Annotated in this window: 14 protein-coding genes, 1 other RNA gene and 1 pseudogene; 9 read left to right on the forward strand and 7 right to left on the reverse strand. The window is 53.1% G+C overall.

The annotated features are described in order from the left end of the window. Positions 1 to 17: 17 nt before the first annotated feature. Both rnpB and rsmI read right to left on the reverse strand, forming a co-directional pair. Positions 18 to 371, reverse strand: an RNA gene (gene rnpB / locus DYL61_RS12395) — RNase P RNA component class A. Between the two features lie 96 nt (positions 372 to 467). Then, the gene (gene rsmI / locus DYL61_RS12400; protein WP_167497959.1) at positions 468 to 1,373 is read right to left on the reverse strand and encodes a 16S rRNA (cytidine(1402)-2'-O)-methyltransferase; all 906 of its coding nucleotides are present in this window, start codon (positions 1,371 to 1,373) and stop codon (positions 468 to 470) included. A 176-nt stretch (positions 1,374 to 1,549) separates the two neighbouring features. On the opposite strand from rsmI, the gene DYL61_RS12405 reads away from it, so the two are divergent. The 4 genes from DYL61_RS12405 to DYL61_RS12420 all read left to right on the forward strand — a co-directional run bounded on the left by DYL61_RS12405 (position 1,550) and on the right by DYL61_RS12420 (position 4,996). Further along, positions 1,550 to 3,361 carry a penicillin-binding protein activator gene (locus DYL61_RS12405; RefSeq protein ID WP_135308532.1) on the forward strand — a complete coding sequence of 604 codons (1,812 nt, stop codon included), beginning with the start codon at positions 1,550 to 1,552 and terminating at the stop codon, positions 3,359 to 3,361. Continuing rightward, positions 3,361 to 3,732, forward strand: coding sequence for a YraN family protein (locus DYL61_RS12410; protein ID WP_061435353.1), 372 nt, complete (start codon positions 3,361 to 3,363; stop codon positions 3,730 to 3,732). Before DYL61_RS12405 ends, DYL61_RS12410 begins: the two co-directional genes overlap by 1 nt. 92 nt (positions 3,733 to 3,824) lie before the next feature. Continuing rightward, a complete protein-coding gene (locus tag DYL61_RS12415; RefSeq protein ID WP_007904374.1) occupies positions 3,825 to 4,418 on the forward strand; it encodes a phosphoheptose isomerase in 594 nt (197 codons plus the stop codon). Further along, positions 4,415 to 4,996, forward strand: a complete 582-nt coding sequence (locus tag DYL61_RS12420) for a BON domain-containing protein (RefSeq protein ID WP_135308533.1) — start codon at positions 4,415 to 4,417, stop codon at positions 4,994 to 4,996. The genes DYL61_RS12415 and DYL61_RS12420 overlap by 4 nt, the downstream gene beginning before the upstream one ends. Positions 4,997 to 5,124: 128 nt before the next feature. On the opposite strand, the gene DYL61_RS12425 is transcribed toward DYL61_RS12420, so the two are convergent. From DYL61_RS12425 to DYL61_RS12435, 3 genes are read right to left on the reverse strand one after another with little or no spacing between them, the layout of a single operon-like run. After that, positions 5,125 to 6,759: a GMC family oxidoreductase gene (locus tag DYL61_RS12425; protein ID WP_105696125.1), complete on the reverse strand. Its 1,635-nt coding sequence runs from the start codon at positions 6,757 to 6,759 to the stop codon at positions 5,125 to 5,127. Beyond that, positions 6,756 to 7,274 carry a sugar dehydrogenase complex small subunit gene (locus tag DYL61_RS12430; protein WP_135308534.1) on the reverse strand — a complete coding sequence of 173 codons (519 nt, stop codon included), beginning with the start codon at positions 7,272 to 7,274 and terminating at the stop codon, positions 6,756 to 6,758. The genes DYL61_RS12425 and DYL61_RS12430 overlap by 4 nt, the downstream gene beginning before the upstream one ends. Positions 7,275 to 7,277: 3 nt before the next feature. Continuing rightward, positions 7,278 to 8,678, reverse strand: coding sequence for a cytochrome c (locus tag DYL61_RS12435; RefSeq protein WP_135308535.1), 1,401 nt, complete (start codon positions 8,676 to 8,678; stop codon positions 7,278 to 7,280). Between the two features lie 589 nt (positions 8,679 to 9,267). Here DYL61_RS12435 and DYL61_RS32070 point away from each other — a divergent pair. Beyond that, positions 9,268 to 10,908, forward strand: a complete 1,641-nt coding sequence (locus DYL61_RS32070) for a methyl-accepting chemotaxis protein (RefSeq protein WP_135308536.1) — start codon at positions 9,268 to 9,270, stop codon at positions 10,906 to 10,908. A gap of 237 nt (positions 10,909 to 11,145) precedes the next feature. On the opposite strand, the gene DYL61_RS12445 is transcribed toward DYL61_RS32070, so the two are convergent. Continuing rightward, complete coding sequence (locus tag DYL61_RS12445; protein WP_135308537.1) at positions 11,146 to 11,907, reverse strand: YiaD family glycine zipper/OmpA-like lipoprotein; 762 nt, start codon at positions 11,905 to 11,907, stop codon at positions 11,146 to 11,148. A 232-nt stretch (positions 11,908 to 12,139) separates the two neighbouring features. Then, positions 12,140 to 12,343, reverse strand: a pseudogene (locus DYL61_RS12450) (MBL fold metallo-hydrolase); the annotation flags it as partial. Positions 12,344 to 12,424: 81 nt separating this feature from the next. Between DYL61_RS12450 and DYL61_RS12455 the strand changes: the two are divergent. From DYL61_RS12455 to DYL61_RS12470, 4 genes are read left to right on the forward strand one after another with little or no spacing between them, the layout of a single operon-like run. Next, positions 12,425 to 14,314: a hypothetical protein gene (locus DYL61_RS12455; protein ID WP_135308538.1), complete on the forward strand. Its 1,890-nt coding sequence runs from the start codon at positions 12,425 to 12,427 to the stop codon at positions 14,312 to 14,314. Beyond that, complete coding sequence (locus tag DYL61_RS12460) at positions 14,307 to 16,517, forward strand: hypothetical protein (RefSeq protein ID WP_135308539.1); 2,211 nt, start codon at positions 14,307 to 14,309, stop codon at positions 16,515 to 16,517. The genes DYL61_RS12455 and DYL61_RS12460 overlap by 8 nt, the downstream gene beginning before the upstream one ends. Continuing rightward, positions 16,518 to 16,991, forward strand: a complete 474-nt coding sequence (locus DYL61_RS12465) for a hypothetical protein (RefSeq protein ID WP_135308540.1) — start codon at positions 16,518 to 16,520, stop codon at positions 16,989 to 16,991. It begins immediately after the preceding gene. Between the two features lie 4 nt (positions 16,992 to 16,995). Next, entirely contained in the window at positions 16,996 to 18,270 is a 1,275-nt protein-coding gene (locus tag DYL61_RS12470) for a site-specific integrase (RefSeq protein ID WP_135308541.1), read from the forward strand. Positions 18,271 to 18,280 lie beyond the last annotated feature (10 nt).

Here is an 18,280-nt window from a genome sequence, read left to right on the forward strand (position 1 = left end):
CGGACAGAAGGAAAAAGGTGGAGAGTCGATCTGTAAGCCGGGTTCTGTCTTGAACAGTCATTCGTCTACGATGGCCATCACTGGACATCTTTAGCAACCTACCCGGTCCCAGCGCGGGCCACGCCTTGGGACCCTATTTGGTCTTGCTCCAAGTGGGGTTTACCTAGCCACGAACTGTTGCCAGTCGTGCGGTGCGCTCTTACCGCACCTTTTCACCCTTACCGGCACCGAAGTGCTTAGGCGGTTATTTTCTGTGGCACTTTCCGTAGGCTCACGCCTCCCAGGCATTACCTGGCACTTCGCCCTATGGAGCCCGGACTTTCCTCCCCCCCCTAATTTTCATAGGGGGCAGCGACTGTCCAATCGACTCTCCGCCGCGCAGGTTAACGGCACGGCGCACTTAGGACAAGTATTAAAAGTGCAGTATTGCCATCACGTTCAGACGAAATACAGGTTTGCCCCCGGAACTATTCGTCTTTCTGTTTATCCAGCGCGACTTGATACAACACATTCTTGCGTACCCCAGTGATTTCTGCCGCCAGGGCCGCAGCGCGCTTGAGCGGCATTTCCTTAAGCAGCAGATCCAGGATGCGCATGGCTTCGCTACCCACGGCATCTTCGCTTTCCGGTGCGGTCCAGCCCGCCACCAGCACCACGCACTCGCCGCGCTGCTGGTTGCTGTCGCCTTCGACGAAGGCACGCAACTCTTCCAGGGGCAGGCCCTTGAGGGTTTCGAAGGTTTTGGTCAGTTCGCGTGCGAGCAACGCCACGCGGTCGCCGCCGAAGACCAACTCCATATCCTGCAGGCATTCAAGAATGCGATGAGGCGCCTCATAAAAAATCAGGGTACGCGGTTCTTCCTTTACCGCTTGAAGACGCGCCCGCCGGCCGACGGCCTTGGCCGGCAAAAAACCTTCGAAGATAAACCGGTCAGACGGCAGCCCCGCCGCCGACAATGCCGCGATCAGCGCGCAAGCACCTGGAACGGGGACTACATTAATACCAGCGGCCCGCGCCTGGCGAACCAAGTGATAACCCGGATCAGAGATCAGTGGCGTGCCTGCATCGGAGATCAGCGCGACATCATCCCCGGCCAGCAGGCGGACGATAAACCGGCTGCCCTCTTCGCGCTCGTTGTGCTCGTGGCACGCCGCTAATGGCGTGCTGATACCAAAATGCTGCATCAAACGCTGGGAGTGACGGGTGTCTTCCGCCGCGATCAATTTAACGTCGCGCAACACTTTCAATGCCCGGGCACTGATGTCGTCCAGGTTGCCAATGGGCGTCGCCACGACAAAAAGCGAGCCAGCAGTGGAATTCAAAGAACCTGGAGCAGTCAAAACGCACACCTCGATGGTTGGCAAAAGCCGCATTGTAGCGCGTAGATGCCTGGAAAATATGCCATCACTGGCGATGCCTTTTCAGCCGTCGATCGCCATTAGCAACATTTACACGACCTAAATCGACGGTTTCACGCCAGTAACATCGCGCCTGGGCCAGTGCTTGGGTACAATTCCACGCTAATTTGATCGGTATCAGGAACACTTACATGATCGCTTGCCTGCGGCTGCTCTCCGCCCTCTGCCTCGCTGCCCTGTTGGCCGCTTGCGCCAGCTCGCCCTCGTCCAGCCTTGGCGACCTTCCACGGACGCCGGACGCCAGTATCGAGCAACTGCTCGAACAGGCCTCGACCGCCAAGACGCCAGAAAAGGCCGCATTACTGCGCCTGAGTGCGGCAGACATGGCCTACAAGCAGAACAACCCTGGACGCTCCTCGCAAATCCTTGCGCAAGTGCCTTTGGATGTTCTCAAGCCCGCCGCGCAAGTGTTTGCCAGCACCCTGGCCGCCGAATTGGCCATGGCGCGCAACCAGCCCAAGGCTGCGTTGACCGCCTTGAACCACCCCAGCCTGCAAAGCCTGAAAGACCTGCCGACTGACCAGCAGATTCGCACCGACACCGTGCATGCCCGCGCTTATGAAGCCGACGGCCAGACCCTGGCCGCCGCTCGCGAGCGTGTCGCCATGGCGCCGTTGCTCACCGGTGATGCCGCCAGCAGCAACCATGAAGCCATCTGGGCCTTGATTGCCGCGCTGCCTGCCGAGCAACTGCAAGCCAGCGGCAACCCGACGCTCGACGGCTGGATCACCCTGGCCCAGGCGGTCAAGGGCGCTGGCACCCTGGAGCAGCAACAAGCGGCCATCGACACCTGGCGTGCGCAAAACCCAGGCCATCCAGCCTCGGTGCAACTGCCAATCCCGCTGACCAAGCTCAAAGAACTGGCCAGCCAGCCGTTGAACAAGATCGCCGTGCTGCTGCCACAGGACGGCCAACTGGCCGCTGTCGGCAAGGCATTGCGCGAAGGCTTCATGGCCGCCCACTACCAGGCGGAGCAAGCCGGCCAAAAGCCTCCGACCATCGAGTTCTATGACAGCTCGCGCCTCAACTCTCTCGACGAGTTCTATAGCAAAGCCCAGGCTGCCGGCGTGCAACTGGTGGTGGGCCCGCTGGAGAAGCCGCTGGTCAAACAGCTGGCCTCGCGCCCACAACTGCCCATCACGACCTTGGCGCTGAACTACAGCGAAACCGACCATAACCCACCACAACTGTTCCAGTTCGGCCTGGCTGCCGAAGACGAAGCCCGCGAAGTATCCCGTCGCGCTCGCGCCAACGGCCTGCACCGCGCTGCGGCGATGGTGCCGCGTGGCGAATGGGGTGAGCGTGTCTATAAAGCCTTCCGCCAGGATTGGGAAGCCAATGGCGGTACCGTGGTCGGCGTTGAATACGTCGACCAGCCGGTTGCCCTGGCCCAGCAAATTGCCGACCTGTTCCAACTGCGTAAAAGCGAAGGCCGCGCCAAGAGCCTGCAAAGTACCGTCGGCACCGACGTCGCCGCGCAGCCGTCGCGTCGCCAGGACATCGAGTTCATCTTCCTGGCCGTGACCCCGCAACTGGCCCAGCAGATCAAGCCGACCCTGAACTTCCAATACGCCGGTGACGTGCCGGTGTACGCGACCTCCCACGTGTTCAGCGCCAGCGGTGACAAGAACCAGTACCTGGACATGACCAACGTGATGTTCTGCGAAACCCCTTGGCTGCTCAACACCACCGACCCACTGCGCAACCAGGTTGCCGCGCAATGGCCACAAGCCAATGGCAGCCTTGGCCGCCTGTATGCGATGGGCGTCGACGCCTACCGCCTGGCACCGCGCCTGGGCCAACTCAAGGCATTGCCGGACACCCGCGTTGACGGCCTTTCGGGCAGCCTGGGCATCAGCGCCAGCCAGCGCGTTGATCGCCAGATGCCATGGGCCAAGTTCGTCGGTGGCGACATCCAACGCCTGCCAGATACCCCACGCTGATGCCCGAGCGGTCCAGCGCACAAAGCGGCAAGGACGCCGAACTTCAAGCTTTGAAGCACTTGCAACAACAGGGTCTGCGCCTTCTGGCGCAGAACTGGTTGTGTAAACGCGGCGAGCTTGATCTGGTCATGCTTGACGGCGATACAGTAGTATTCGTCGAAGTCCGCTACAGAAAACACGCACAATGGGGTGGCGCGCTCGCCAGTATCGACGGGCGCAAGCGTCAGAAGCTGATACTCGCCGCGCAGTTTTTCCTGCAAAAGGAGCATCGCTGGGCCGACGCCCCCTGCCGTTTCGATGTGGTTGCCATAGAAAGCACACCGTCTGGTCAGGCTGATCTGAACTGGCTCAAGAATGCCTTCGACAGCTGATTCGCCGGACATCTACACCACACACTTTTGCTCTTTGCTTTGCGGGCTGCACATTCCTGTGCCAATCAGCCGCGCTACTTAAGGTCACACAGATGGACATGCAATCCCGAATTCGCCAGCTTTTCCAGGCCAGCATCGACACCAAGCAACAGGCGATGGACGTACTTGCACCGCACATCGAGCAAGCCAGTCAGGTCATGGTCAACGCCCTGCTCAATGAAGGCAAAATGCTTTCGTGCGGCAACGGCGGTTCGGCTGGCGATGCCCAGCATTTCTCGTCCGAACTGCTCAACCGCTTCGAACGTGAGCGCCCGAGCCTACCGGCCATTGCCCTGACGACCGATTCGTCGACGATCACTTCGATTGCCAACGACTACAGCTACAACGAAATCTTCTCCAAGCAGATCCGCGCCCTGGGCCAACCGGGCGATGTGTTGCTGGCGATTTCCACCAGCGGCAACTCGGCGAATATTATTCAGGCGATCCAGGCCGCACATGATCGCGAAATGATTGTCGTAGCATTGACGGGCCGCGACGGTGGCGGCATGGCTTCGCTGCTGTTGCCCGAAGACGTGGAGATCCGCGTTCCGGCCAATGTCACCGCACGTATCCAGGAAGTCCACCTGCTGGCGATCCACTGCCTGTGCGATCTGATCGACAGCCAACTGTTTGGGAGTGAAGAATGACCGTTAACCGCCTCAGCCTTTTGGCCATTACCCTGTGCCTCGCTATCAGCGGCTGCAGCACGGCCATCACTGCAACACGTGACACCCCTATTCAGGATGACAAGGGCACTCGTACTTTCGGCAGCAAGATCGATGATTCGCTGATTGAAACCAAGGTGGAAGTCAACGTCGCCAAGGCCGCGACTGACCTGGGCAACGGTGCTTCGCGCATCGTTGTCACCAGCTTCAACGGCGTGGTCCTGCTCGCTGGCCAGACGCCGCGTGCCGAACTCAAGGCCCAGGCCGAGCAAGCCGCTGCGGCGGTTCAACGGGTGAAGAAGGTCCACAACGAATTGCAAGTGATGGACCCGATCACCTTGTTGGCGATCAGCAATGACGCACTGCTGACCACCAAGATCAAGGCGCAGATGCTCACCGATAATGCGATTCCGGGTTCGCGCATCAAGGTGGTGACCGACAACGGCATCGTCTACCTGATGGGCCTGCTGACCCAGGCCGAAGCCACCCGCGCCGCCAACCTGGTGCAAGGTGTGTCCGGCGTGCAGAAGATCGTCAAGGTGTTTGAATATATCGATTGATGACAGCCGCATTTTTGTAGTGAGCGGGCTTGCCCCGCGCGGGGCAAGCCCGCTCACTACAGAAGCCATGCAAAAGCCCCCTGCGCCATGGGCGTCAGGGGGCTTTTTATTGGGCGATGATCAGCGAATCAAACTTCCCCCACCAACACATCCGCAATCCGAATGCTCAACGCCGCGCCGGTCAGCGTCGGGTTCACGCAGGACGATGACGGCATCACGCTGGTGCCTGCGATAAACAGGTTGGCGTGGTCATGGCTGCGGCAATCGCGGTCCACGACGGAGTCTTTTGGATCGTCGCCCATGATGGTAGTGCCCATGATGTGCTGACGGTTCTGGAAGCCCACATCGGTGCTGAGGATGTCCGCATCCAGCAGCTTGGCGAACTGCTTGAAGTCCTCCAGCGCCTTCTCTTTACCCGCGTGCCAGTAGTCCGGAACGCTGTAGTAGATCTCCGGCACCGGCAGGCCGATGGCGTCGAACTTGGTCTTGCTCGGCGTCACGCGGTTTTCCGGCAGCGGCAGGGTTTCGAAGTCCACCGCCCAGTTGAGCGACCGCGCCGATTGCAGGCGAATCTGCTCATCGAGCTTGGAGCCCAGTACACCCTTGGCGATCAGGTTGGAGGTGATCTGCGACGTCGGCACGGTGTTGCGCACCTTGATCTTGTAGCTCGGGTAGTCGTTGCGGAACGCACCGTCGCGGCTGTTGAGGTACACCAGCAATTGCGTCGGCCCCTCACCAGGCCACATGTCTTCCTTGGTCATCACGTTCATGCTGATGCCGGTGTGGTCCATCAGGTTGCGGCCCACCTGGTCGGACGAGTTGGCAATGCCGTTGGGGTATTTGTCCGAGGTCGACATCAGCAGCAATTTCGGCGATTCGATGCCATAGGCGGCCAGCACGAAGTAACGCGCAGTCAGCTTATGGGTCGATTTGTCGGGGCGCATGTACCAGATCGCGGTGATTTTGCCGTCATCCCCCGCCTCGATTTTGTACACCACCGAGTTTTCCAACACCTTGGCGCCGTGGCGCTCGGCTTCGTCGATGTGCATCGAGCCATCGTACTTGGCCGCAATCGGGCATACCGGGTTGCAGTTGTTGTTACCGGCACACGGCGGGCGCTTGCCGTAGGTGCGGGTGGCGCGACCGTTGGGTTCCAGGATCGGGTTGTAGCCGCCTTTGCCGAGCATTTCCGAAAGACGAGTGAACATGTAGCTCGGCTTGAGGCCTTCCATTGGGTACGGGATCGAACGTGGCGGAAACGCTTCGCCGCCCTGCCCGCTTTCGTCCTGACCGTCGACACCGGACACGCCCAACTCGGTTTCGGCACGGGCATAGAACGGTTCGAGTTCGTCGTAGCTGATCGGCCAATCGCGGCCACGGCCATACAACGACTTCAAGCGGAAGTCGTTGGGCAGCATGCGCCACAACGAAGAACCAAAGTGCCAGGTGGTGCCACCGACCACACGCAGGTACGAGGTGTTGTATTTGACCGGGCCGACTTGCTGCAGGTAATCGCCATAGGTCGACGGCGCATGCGGCAGGCTTGGGTACGGCGAGCCGGCACCCTGCAACTTGGCATTGGCCAGCGACAACTTGACCGGCGCATTGCGGAAGGTTTCCACCACATCACGGCGATTGACCCGTGGGCCCGCCTCCAGAACGATCACCGACTTGCCGGCCTTGGCCAGCCCAGTGGCGATCAGGCCGCCCATCACGCCGGAGCCGATGATGACGACATCGGCATCGAATTCAGCCTTGCTCATAGTTTGATGTCCTGTGGCGCTTTAGGTTTGGGGCCCCATGAATCCGGGCCGCCACCGTAAGAGGGAATGATGAGGGTGCCGTGGGTGGGCCGGTACATCAGCGCTTCGCTGTAGGCGACCAGTTCTGCGTCAGCCGGCTCGCCGACGATGCCCAGGTACCAGGCCGAAATGATGCTGGTGGCCGTTGCCTTGAGCGACGGGTCTGCATCGGCCAGGGCCAGGTAGTCATCCACATGCTTGAGGCCACGTTCGGCAATCAACTGCTTGAGGGCGATGGCATTGGTCGAAAAGTTCGGTGCGCGCTTGTCCAGGGCCGCGTAGTAGCGCGCCGCCAGGACCGGATTGACCGTGCGGCTGACCAGAAACTGCGACAGCGCAATAAAGTCCGCATCCGACTGGGCGGCCGCCATGACCGATTGCCAAGGCATCACGCCGCTGACCAAAGCAGTCAGCCCCAGGGTGACCGAGCCGCGCAGCAGGCTGCGGCGCGACAGTGCATTGAGTGAAGAGTCCATGGGTCAAACCTCCCGGCGTCGGCGACGGACAATAACGATCACCGCCAAGGCAATCAGGATGACGGCAACGATAATGGCCGGAATGGTGAACCTGGCCATCACCGCCAACGGAGCCTTGGGCCCGCCTTCACGCACCTGCGCCACATCGGCGGCCGTCACTTTCAATGCATCATTGCCGTAGCGCGACAGTACGTAGTTGCTGACGTCGGCAATCTGCTGGTCGTTAAGGCGATCGGTGAACAGGGCATCCGGACCAAACGCCGGCATGTCGATTTCCACACCATCCACTTCGCGGTGCACACCGTAGACGATGGCCGCGATCAAGTTGTCGCTGCGCGCAGTGGCGGTGTTGTGGAACAGCGATGGGTATTCGCGGGTGCCCTGGCCATTTGGCTGATGGCAGTTGGCACAGGTGCCGCTGAAGATGTGCCAGCCCGGATTGTCTTCGGGCTTGCCGCCGCGCAGGGTCAGTTCATCGGTGGAAGGCTGGCCGAATTCGTGGCGTGCCTTGGTTTCACCGGTATTGATCGGCTGGGTTTGCAGCAAGTAAGCCGCAATCGCCTTGAGGTCGACATCGTCCAGATGTTGCAGGCTGTGCTCGACCGCTTCGGCCATCGGCCCGGCGGCTTGCGCCTTGCCTTCCACGTGACCGGTGCGCAGGTACGCCACCAACTCATCGCTGGACCAGGCGCCAATCCCGCTGGTTTTGTCGGAGGTGATATTCGGCGCATACCACGCACCCAGCGCGCCACCAGCCAGTGGCTTGCTGTTGTCAGCGGCCATCAACACGTTGCGCGGGGTGTGGCAGGTGTCGCAGTGGGCCAGGGCATTGACCAGATAGTCGCCACGGTTCACTTCGGCGGATTTGCCCGGGTCCGGAGTGAAGCGTTTCTGGCTGTGGAACAGCGCGTTCCAGCCGAGCATGGAAGCACGGATATTGAACGGGAAGTCCAGGTCAGTCTTCGCGGTGGTCGTGTCGACGGCCTGCACTTCGTGCATGAAGTACTGGTAGAGGTCCGCGATGTCGCTGTCGGTCATCTTCGCGTAGGAGGTGTAAGGCATGGCCGGATACAGGTGTGTGCCGTTTGGCGTCACGCCATCGCGCACCGCACGGGCAAACTGCTCAGCGGTGTAGCCGCCGATACCCGCTGACGTGGACGGGGTGATATTGGTCGAATAGATCACCCCCATCGGCGAACTGAGCGGGTAACCGCCGGCAAAAGGCTTGCCGCCTGGCGCGGTGTGGCACGCCACGCAATCTGCTGCTACCGCTAGGCGCTTGCCCGGTGATGCCGTGCTATCCAATGCCTGACCATACGCACCGCCAGCCCCCAAAACGACAAGCGACACAACGCCCGCCAAGGCATACCTGATGCCTTTTTCCCTAACCGTTCTACGCGGCATGTCTTTTTACCCTACGTAACTGCAATCATGACTTTCACGGGTCCGTAAGCTCTTGCGGCCTATCGAACAATTCATATTGTTGTCGGTTGTCACATGACAAGGAGGCGCGAATATTTCACGCTGAGCAATATTTGGCAACAACTTAAAAGGCCAAATGCCATCAACTTATGATTTGAGCGGATGTGTCTAGGACGATGGTTTCAGCGAACCATCCGAATCTGAGGAGGTCACGTTAATGAGGTTTTTGCGAATAACGGACGAAATTTTCTAAATTTTCGTGATGCTTGAGCGTATGTGCTGTTATCTCCGGATTTGCGCAACAAACTCAAAACCGAAAAAAGTAATTTATATTATTGATTAATAAGGTTTTTTTATCTTAATGAGCGGCTTTTACGCAGATCGTGGAATATCCCTTCACCTGCCTGAAAAACATCCAAAACCGCTCCACAACCGCCGTTTTAGAGCGGTTTCTACCTCAGAAACATCCTGCAAACCTTAAGTCCTAGACGCGCCTGTCGATAGTAGTACGACAACTGCCTCCACCTGCACGGGTGCTGGCACTCAATCAGCATCCTTCCAGGACGAACCGATGAGCTGGCTTAACGACGCAAAACTCTCCACCAAACTAATCACATCATTTTCGCTGTGCGCCCTGATCACCCTGGGCGTGGGCGTGCTGGGAAGCCGGGGGGGCTCTGCGCTGTCGGAAAGCCTTAAGTCGGTGTTCAACAACAACCTGGTCTCGATTGCCAATACCGCGCAAAACAAGGTCAAGGCCGTGGGTCAAAGCCGTGACCTGTATCGGTTGTATGCCGCTTATTCCAGCGGTGCTCCCCAGAGTGTGAAGGACGAATTCATCGCCTCGATGAACGCCAACCGGCAGGCCAGCGAGAAAGCCTTCGCCCTGTATCGTCAGCGCCCCATGGCCGACGATGAGCGCGCAGCCGGCGATAAAATGGAACGCGACTGGCCGATCTACCAAACCATGGTGCAGCAGTACATCGCCCTGCTGAACGCCGGTGAACTGGATAAAGCCCGGGAGTTTTTGTTCGGCGACCTGCAAAAAGCCTATCGGGTGGTGATGGATGAGCAGACCATCATTGTCGACTCCAACGATCGCCAGGTTGCAGAAAGCGCGGCGGACGCCACGGTGCAGGAGGCGTCAGCCAAAAACACGCTGTACTCGGGCATCGTGCTGGCATTTATCGCAGCCATTGCCCTTGGCCTGTTTATCAGCCGCCTGATCAGCCGCCCCATCGCCACTGCCGTGACCAGCGCACGACGGATTGCCGATGGCGACCTGACCCAGGCCATCGTCAGCACGGGCCACGATGAAACCGGCCAACTGCTGAGCGCCCTGGCCGATATGCAATCGAGCCTGAAGCAAACCATCCATCAAATTGCCAGCGCGTCGGATCAGCTTGCATCAGCGGCGGAGGAATTGACGGCAGTCACCGATAACGGCAGCCGCGGCCTGGTGCGCCAGAACGATGAAATCCAGCAGGCCGCGACGGCCGTCACCGAGATGACTTCGGCGGTCGAAGAAGTCGCACGTAATGCGGTGTCCACCTCCGAGGCGTCCCACACCACCAGCGTGCAGGCCACCAATGGCCGCGACCAGGCGCGCAAGGCGGTCACGGCGATCAACCACGCCACCAATGAGATCGACACGTCGACCAGCATGGTCAAGGACTTGGCCGGCCAGGTGCGGGATATCGGCAAGGTGTTGGATGTGATTCGCGGCATCGCCGAACAGACCAACCTGCTGGCACTCAACGCCGCCATTGAAGCCGCGCGGGCCGGTGAGCAAGGCCGTGGGTTTGCCGTGGTCGCCGACGAAGTCCGCGCCCTCGCCGCACGCACCCAGGCCTCGACCGGGGAGATCGAAGGCATGATCAACACCGTACAAGCCAGCGCCGACCAGGCCGTGGGGGCCATGGGCAAAAGCCAGGCCCTGGTTAACGACACACAGGTGCTCGCTCAAGCCACCGGCGAGGCCCTGGAGCTGATCGCCGACGGAATCTCCCAGATCAACGAGCGCAATCTGGTGATCGCCACCGCTTCGGAAGAACAGGCTCACGTGGCACGCGAAGTGGATCGCAACCTGGTGAATATCCAGGACTTGTCGACACAGACCGCCGCCGGTGCGCACCAGACCAATGCATCGACCCAGGAGCTGTCGAACCTGGCGACCTCGTTCAACACCCTGGTCGGGCGCTTCCGCCTGTAAAACACCCGCGCACAAAAAAGGGCGCCTGGTACGGCTAATGCCAGTAAGTTAAGGGTTAGAAAGAGTAAACGCTAACCTGTGGCGAGGGGAGCTTGCTCCCGCTGGACTGCGCAGCAGTCCCATCTTTGGGGCCGCTACGCGGCCCAGCGGGAGCAAGCTCCCTCGCCACAAGTACGGTGTTTGCACTTAACTGACTGGCATTGGCCTTGAGCGGCGCCCTTTTTGTTGGGTGAGGCTTTACTGGTATTGCGAGTACGGATTGCCCTGGAACTGATTGTTCTGTTGCTGTGCGCCTGGCTGGTTGTACTGCTGGCCTGGGATCGGGCCGAGGTTCACTTCCACGCGACGGTTCTGGGCACGACCATTGACGTCGGCGTTGCTGGCAATCGGATTATCCGGGCCGGCACCGCGTACGCTCAGGTTGGCAGAGCTGACGCCTTGGGAGGTCAGGTAGTTGGCCACGCTCTGTGCACGACGCTGGGACAGGTCCATGTTCAACTGACGGCTACCGGTGCTATCGGTGTAACCGACAATCTGGATGGTGTTCTGATTGAACTGCTTGAGGGAATTGGCCAGGTTGTTCAGCGGCTGGTAGAAGCTGCTGGAGATCGCGTCCGAGTTGGTGGCGAAGGTGATGTTGCCCGGCATGATCAGCTTGATCTGGTCGCCCTGGCGCTGCACTTCAACACCGGTGTTGGCCATGCTTTCGCGCAGTTTCTTTTCCTGCTGGTCGGCATAGTAGCCGTAGCCCGCTGCGCCCGCGCCGGCAACCACGGCACCGATCAGCGCGCCCTTGCCACGGTTGTTATGGTCGATGGCGGCGCCTGCCAATGCGCCAGCCAGAGCCCCCAGGCCGCCGTACTTGGCGGTCTTGCTCATGCCGCCGGAGTCATTACTGGCCTGTCCTTGGCTGCTGCCGTCATAAGGGTTTTGGTTAGCGCAGCCGCTCAACAGGGCTACGACGGTGGCGACAACAAGCAGACGACGCGAAGTGAACATGAGAGAAGCTCCTACTTTTGCATTCTGTGATGCAGAGGACATTGGCAATGGACCTGTGCCGAGCTTGGAACACGACAAACGGTAAAAATTCCATGGGCGGCAGGCACCCGCTCTACAACAGGTGAGCACACTAAAACCCTAGCAGACCGATCCTGAACGGGACGTGTCATTTTCTCTGTAAGTCTCTTCCGACTGTCGCCACTGGGTATCCGGAAAAATACCCAGCCTTGGCTCAGGCCCTGACAAACGGGTTCTCGCGCATCTCGTCGCCCAAGCGGGTATCCGGCCCGTGACCGGCCACCACGGTTGCGCCTTCGTCCAGCGTGTACAGGCGCTGCTTGATCGAACGCACAATGGTCGCCTGGTCCCCGCCCCACAGGTCCGTGCGCCCAACGCCGCGCTTGAACAAGGTGTCACCGGCAATCAGCAACTTGGCGTCGGATGTCAATGTAGTGTGAGCAAATGAGCAGAGTGGCAATCATCCTGCTATACCTAGGCAAGCTCAGGAGTTCGTACCTTGTTCAAGCAAAGTGAAAATTCGATATTTGTAAAGTCAATTCTTAGGTCAAATGGAAGAGTTTACGATCGAACAAATGTCTTCGATCTCGCCACTCTTGGAATAGTCCAAGATGCATGGATAGCTATAGCACTTAAACAAATAAGTTCGCGTTCAATTCACGAAAAAGTGACAACCAGCTATACCTACGGCATCCAGCAGGCGCTTAATGAACTATCTGTAGACAGTGATGCAATCGAGATCTTAAACAAAAAAGAATCGACGCTAACTGCACCGCTTATGCATCGTCTCTTTTTAATCCTTGAACGAAGGTTATTGAGACGAACAGACAAAAAGGCGGAATCCCGACGAAAAATATCTTTTTCATTTAGAAATCTTGTAATCCACACCTCATTTAACTGCAGAAATGAAATAAGCAGAGAATCTATAAATTACAAAACCATCCTAGGAACATTACAAACCTATCCGAGACCAGTACTCAATTCCGCGCAGCACGACAAAACTCATAGTAATGAAATTCCGTTAGGAGCTGTCCCACACAAAAACTATAACGAACTAATTTCTAAGTCTATCGATCTACTCTCCACTGACCTGCAAAAAATAATAGATGCATGCATCACTGATCTCAACAGCATCAAAGCTTTGCGAAAGTTTGTTATTAGCGCTGAAGATTCCAAAAGAAGTGCATCAACGGAAATCATAATTAGACGATTTATTTATAAGCCTTACCCTACTTCTTATGACATCAAGCGCTATGAAACAATATGCCCTAAAAAAAGACTAAACGCTTATTTAAATATACTCAAGGATGACAAATTATTTTATAAAGGTGCGCGTTTATGGGTTGGTTACAGGACATCTGAGCTACTTCAACAAGCTGGAATACCCTCCACACCTGAATTCAACACCAGACATATTTTAGCACTTCCTTTTAGAGCTTGTTTTATCGAGTTGCAAGCCATCTTCATATTACTACTTTGTAGAACAGGCTGGAACAAAGCGTCATTATTTGCCATGGAAATTAAAAACATCATATATGACGAAGAATATGGACATTACGAAATTCAAGGATACAAGTCAAAAACTGATGACTTCACCCCACCAGTATTTATTGATCGAAATGAAAAACAATATCAAGATGCCATTCGTCGTCTTATATGGAATCGAACCCAGCTAATCGTACTTGAATTTATCCCCGCTACCGAACAACGCTTATGGTTTTCATGGACCACATCGAAAGATATGTACACGGAAAGATCTGTAATGATTCAAATGACACCCGACGCATTCATTGAAAGACATAGCCTTTTCAATTTTACACTTGAGCAAATCAGAGAGCAAGTCGGAAGTCTTGAGCACTACACTACGAGAAGCACCGAGCATACAAGACGCAAACTCGGACATTCAAGCATAGGCACTACAGGACAATATCTCGACCAACTATTCACAAGAAACATAAACTCTTCTATCAATCTCGAGTTCCAAAAGAGATTAGAAAAAAAGATTATATTCAACATGACAAAAACACAAACAGCCGGCACTTTAGCTTTAATTCCTATTGGAGATGGAACACTATGCTCCGACCCGTTCAACCATCCCTTCAAAAGCCATGAATCTGGAGAGAGCATTTGCCAAGCTCATCACTGCCATATAGGTGATGGCTGTCCGAACCGTGTGATTGAAATTGATGAGATGCGGATAACTGAAGTCGTACGTACTCGGAACTACTACTACCACCACTGGAAGCAGCTCTATGCTGAAAATAATGAGCACTTCTCTATGCGGATAGCTCCTCGGGTCATATTCAACGACGCACTATACAATTTCATTAGTAGTTCCGCCTACGGCTATATTTTAAGGCAGATAGAGGCAACCATCAATCATGATTAACAAAAGCCTATCCGACGCGATACTGCTACAGCTAAAAAAACATCCGTTAGACACTGATATCTCAGTAACACCGGATGCTCTACTTCGAATAACTCAGACTGAAGCAAGGAAAGATGAAAAAGGTTACAGAGAGATATCTTTGCAGAGATTTGTTCTTCCACCTAACTCGGTCTATCCAACCCCGACGAAATTAGTAGATCACGAAGTTTTGTTTTTATCGACCATTTATGCAGTTAGCGAATACTCGAGAACAACGCCATCCTCAAAAAGCAAAGCGAACAGAATTGCATTTATGTTAACAACAATAATCAAATTCATGGAATACATTTGGCTGAACGACACATTCAACCTTAAGGAACTTTCCACCCACTTATTAAAAAAACTACCTTCTCATTTAGCAAATGGGGGCTGGCATAAAGCACTCAATATTAGTGAACGACTTAGCAATTTCCTTGCAACAGCAAACGACTATAAACATCCTATTTTCACTTCCACCAACAGCAAAAAATCAATTAGCAGTGCTGGCTTTCAACTAGCAATCTCTACGAATATAACAGGAAAGGAAATATTTTTATACTTCGAACAAGTACAGAAATTCAAAGCTACGAAAGGCTGGCCATCGGTAGCTAAAAATCAGAACGATACATTAATTTCCGGGATGAATTACAGTTCATTACGCCACACTTTGGAAGCATTAAATTATCTGTATAGAACACCTAACCTCTACCGCTTAGAAAATCTACCTTATCCTGAATATTCCCGCCTAAGCAAAAAGCTAACGGAGACACCTGGAAGAACGAAGAATATTAACAGTTATGGCGCAGGAAAAATGTTAGAGGAAGCTCTGTCCTTATTATACAAACAGGGCGACATTATACTGCAAACAATGCATTATGCAGACGCATGCCTATCCACTAATGATGGCCGAGATCTCAAAACAAAACTTAATGATATATCTCGACATGCAAAATCCATCAATCTTTTCATCACGACTGAAAACACCTACAAATCAATCACAATCAAAAACCTAAACGACTTGACCAGAGAGCTACTTACGGCTTGCTTTCTAATAATAGCCATATTTAACGCAAGAAGAAGAGACGAAATAACGCACCGTAAATTCGGAATATTCCTCGGCGCCTGCACTATCTACAATAAAGAAAACGATATCTTTGAACTAATGTTTTATATAGAAAAAAACCGTAAAGACTATTTGCCTTTTTATGTAGGAAACGCCACACAAAAAGCAGTTGACGCTCTAGAGAAACTACAACTAATCTATCTACATTTAGACTATGAAACTCATTCAACTGGCAAACAGAAAGACTCAAACATTACTTTGTTTAGACATAAGCTCTTTTCGGCAAAAGGGTTCTTAGTCAACTATACAGACTACAATTTTGAAGCCTACAAAACCGGCCAAGCCTACCATTTCATTTCTTCACGCTTAAAATTTGAAATACATTCAACACCACATATGTTTAGAAGACTTTACTGCACCATTTTCATCAACCAACACGAGTTCCCGCACCTTCCAGCACTATCATACCAACTCCAACATGACTGCTTGGCAACAACTCAAATTTACATAACTAGCCCGATTACCCAATCCGAAGCAGCCACGCTGAGTAAAATCTATGACTGGCAAATAGAAGACTATACAAAAATACATAAACACCATAACAGCGAGATAGCGAAATATATGAACGAGGCGATTAAAGAAAAATTTTCAGAAATCATATATCGAATAATATCCAACGACAGGGTGACCGGCGGGTATACGAAAATGGTAAGGGTTTTATTCAGGCGCTTACAGAACTCCGTTATTTTTAAAGGCTTAGACGACCGCCAAAGAATTGATGCATTTATTGAGAGGCTTTCTTCTAGAGGCCATGCGCCCACACCATTTAGACACGCCCAATGCGTTGCAGGAAACAATAGAATTAAGTCTCGCTCGAGATGCTTTGAGCTTTCGGACAACACCCTCCATAAAGAAAATGCCACTCCACAACTATGCAGTAAGTGCCCATTCTCATTCACATCAATTGAACATATCAAAGGTTTGGAACAGCATTCACTTGAATTAGCAAATGAGATAAAGACCTTACACCCAAACTCCGTGATAGCTAAGAATCTTGAGATAAGACTGCAGAACCTTTATGACATAATTGAGTATCATCATAAAAAACTAGCAGGTGACTAAGTGAATCGATCAGAGATAAATAAGCGCGAAGCGCTTCAAAATATAATGAAAAAAATATCGGTCCTTAGAAAATGGTCGACTCAAACCGAAAGCGTCTCTGAAGATGAGTATTACCCTCTAACGATTAGGCAATTCAACAATTGGGACCTGTCTCAAAATTCTGAAAAAGTTCGCCAACAGTTCGCTGTGACAAAACGAAATGCTAATGATACGTTAAGACGCTACCCTGACTTACGAGAAGAAATAATAAGCCTCATATCATCGATCAGCCTGAATATAAATAACAAAAAATCTAAACCAGAAAAACTAACAACATTCAAACAACACATTCACGAGCTAAAAAATTATATAGACACGCTGGAGAAATACACAGCTGCGCAAAAAGCGCAACTCGTGTTGATGCAGGAAAAACACTCCGCGCAAATTTTTCAACTAAACAACACGATCAAAGAACTTAAAAAGCATCGGAGCTAACTCAATGAGCTTAAAAATTAGATGGCAACATACCCCAAAAATCAGTATAGCAATACCTTACGACACAGAAAAGAAAATCATTGTAAATGAGCTAATGGATTACGCAATATATTTGCAAAGAGAAGAGATCCTAAGCCATCAATACATTAAAAACGAGATATTTCACTTATCGCTATTTTACATTCACCTGCGCAAACGCCGCCTTAAATTTACGCAAGCTGATACGCAAACCCTCAGGGATTTCCGTGATAATGACCTCAGTCGGTTGCAACAGCACAGCAAAGCGACCCCAAAAAGCTTAAAAGCTGTAGTTAACAACCGATTACGTAGGATTTACCACTTTTATTCGTGGCTTCAACTTCATCTTGGATTAATGAATATAATTGGCCTTAAAAACTCCCAAATCTATTCCTCACTTCCAAACCATCTCGGCAAATCAACGTATAGATTACGCGATAAAAACTTATTCCCTTTACTTTACCCGCGCATCGGAGCTCTCAGCAAACACACTACAAAATACGAACCCTCCGAGAAAAACCTCAGAAATCTTGAGCTCGCATTTCTAAAACATAGCAATATTTACATAGCACATCGAAATGCATTGATGCTAGAAATAGCAAATGCTACAGGCTTTAGGAGAGCCTCTATAAATTCGCTGCTATGCAGTCAGTTTAACGATGACAAAATCAATGTGACTGATGAAGATTTTTTTGTCGTATCCCCGCCAGAGCAAAAATATAGTAATACTTTAAGCTACAAGATCCCATTACTACTCGCCTTTAGAATCAACGCTTTTATTAAGACGTTTCGTAAAAACTTTCTTCAAGACAAAAATATAAAGGATGCAATCACTTCCGACAGAATTTTCCTATCCGCAAGAACGGGTGCCCCGTTGAACAACCAATCTATCTCAGAAATCTTTGCTGCTGCTATCAAATTAATTAATGTTCCCAGCACGAGAGTCGGCATCCATGCCTTTCGACGAAAATTTACTAACGATGAAATCGCTAAACAGTCTACAATTCGGGCAGAACTCAAATTAGACACCTCCGACGCATCCATAAAAAGCGCCGTGTCGCTTTCCCTCGGACAATCGTCCCCGGAGTCCATCAACTCCTACGTCTCCCGCAGACAAACTCTTGAGGTTCACAGAAGGCAAAATCAAAAAAATCGAGAGTTTGAGCAAGTTGTATTGGAAAACCAGAGGCTGGAAAAAGAAAATGAAAACCTTAGAACTAAATTAAAATCTTTAGCTTCCTTCGAAGATCAAAAAAACTAATTTCGACTCA

The organism is Pseudomonas nabeulensis, assembly GCF_004682045.1.
Lineage (GTDB): Bacteria > Pseudomonadota > Gammaproteobacteria > Pseudomonadales > Pseudomonadaceae > Aquipseudomonas > Aquipseudomonas nabeulensis.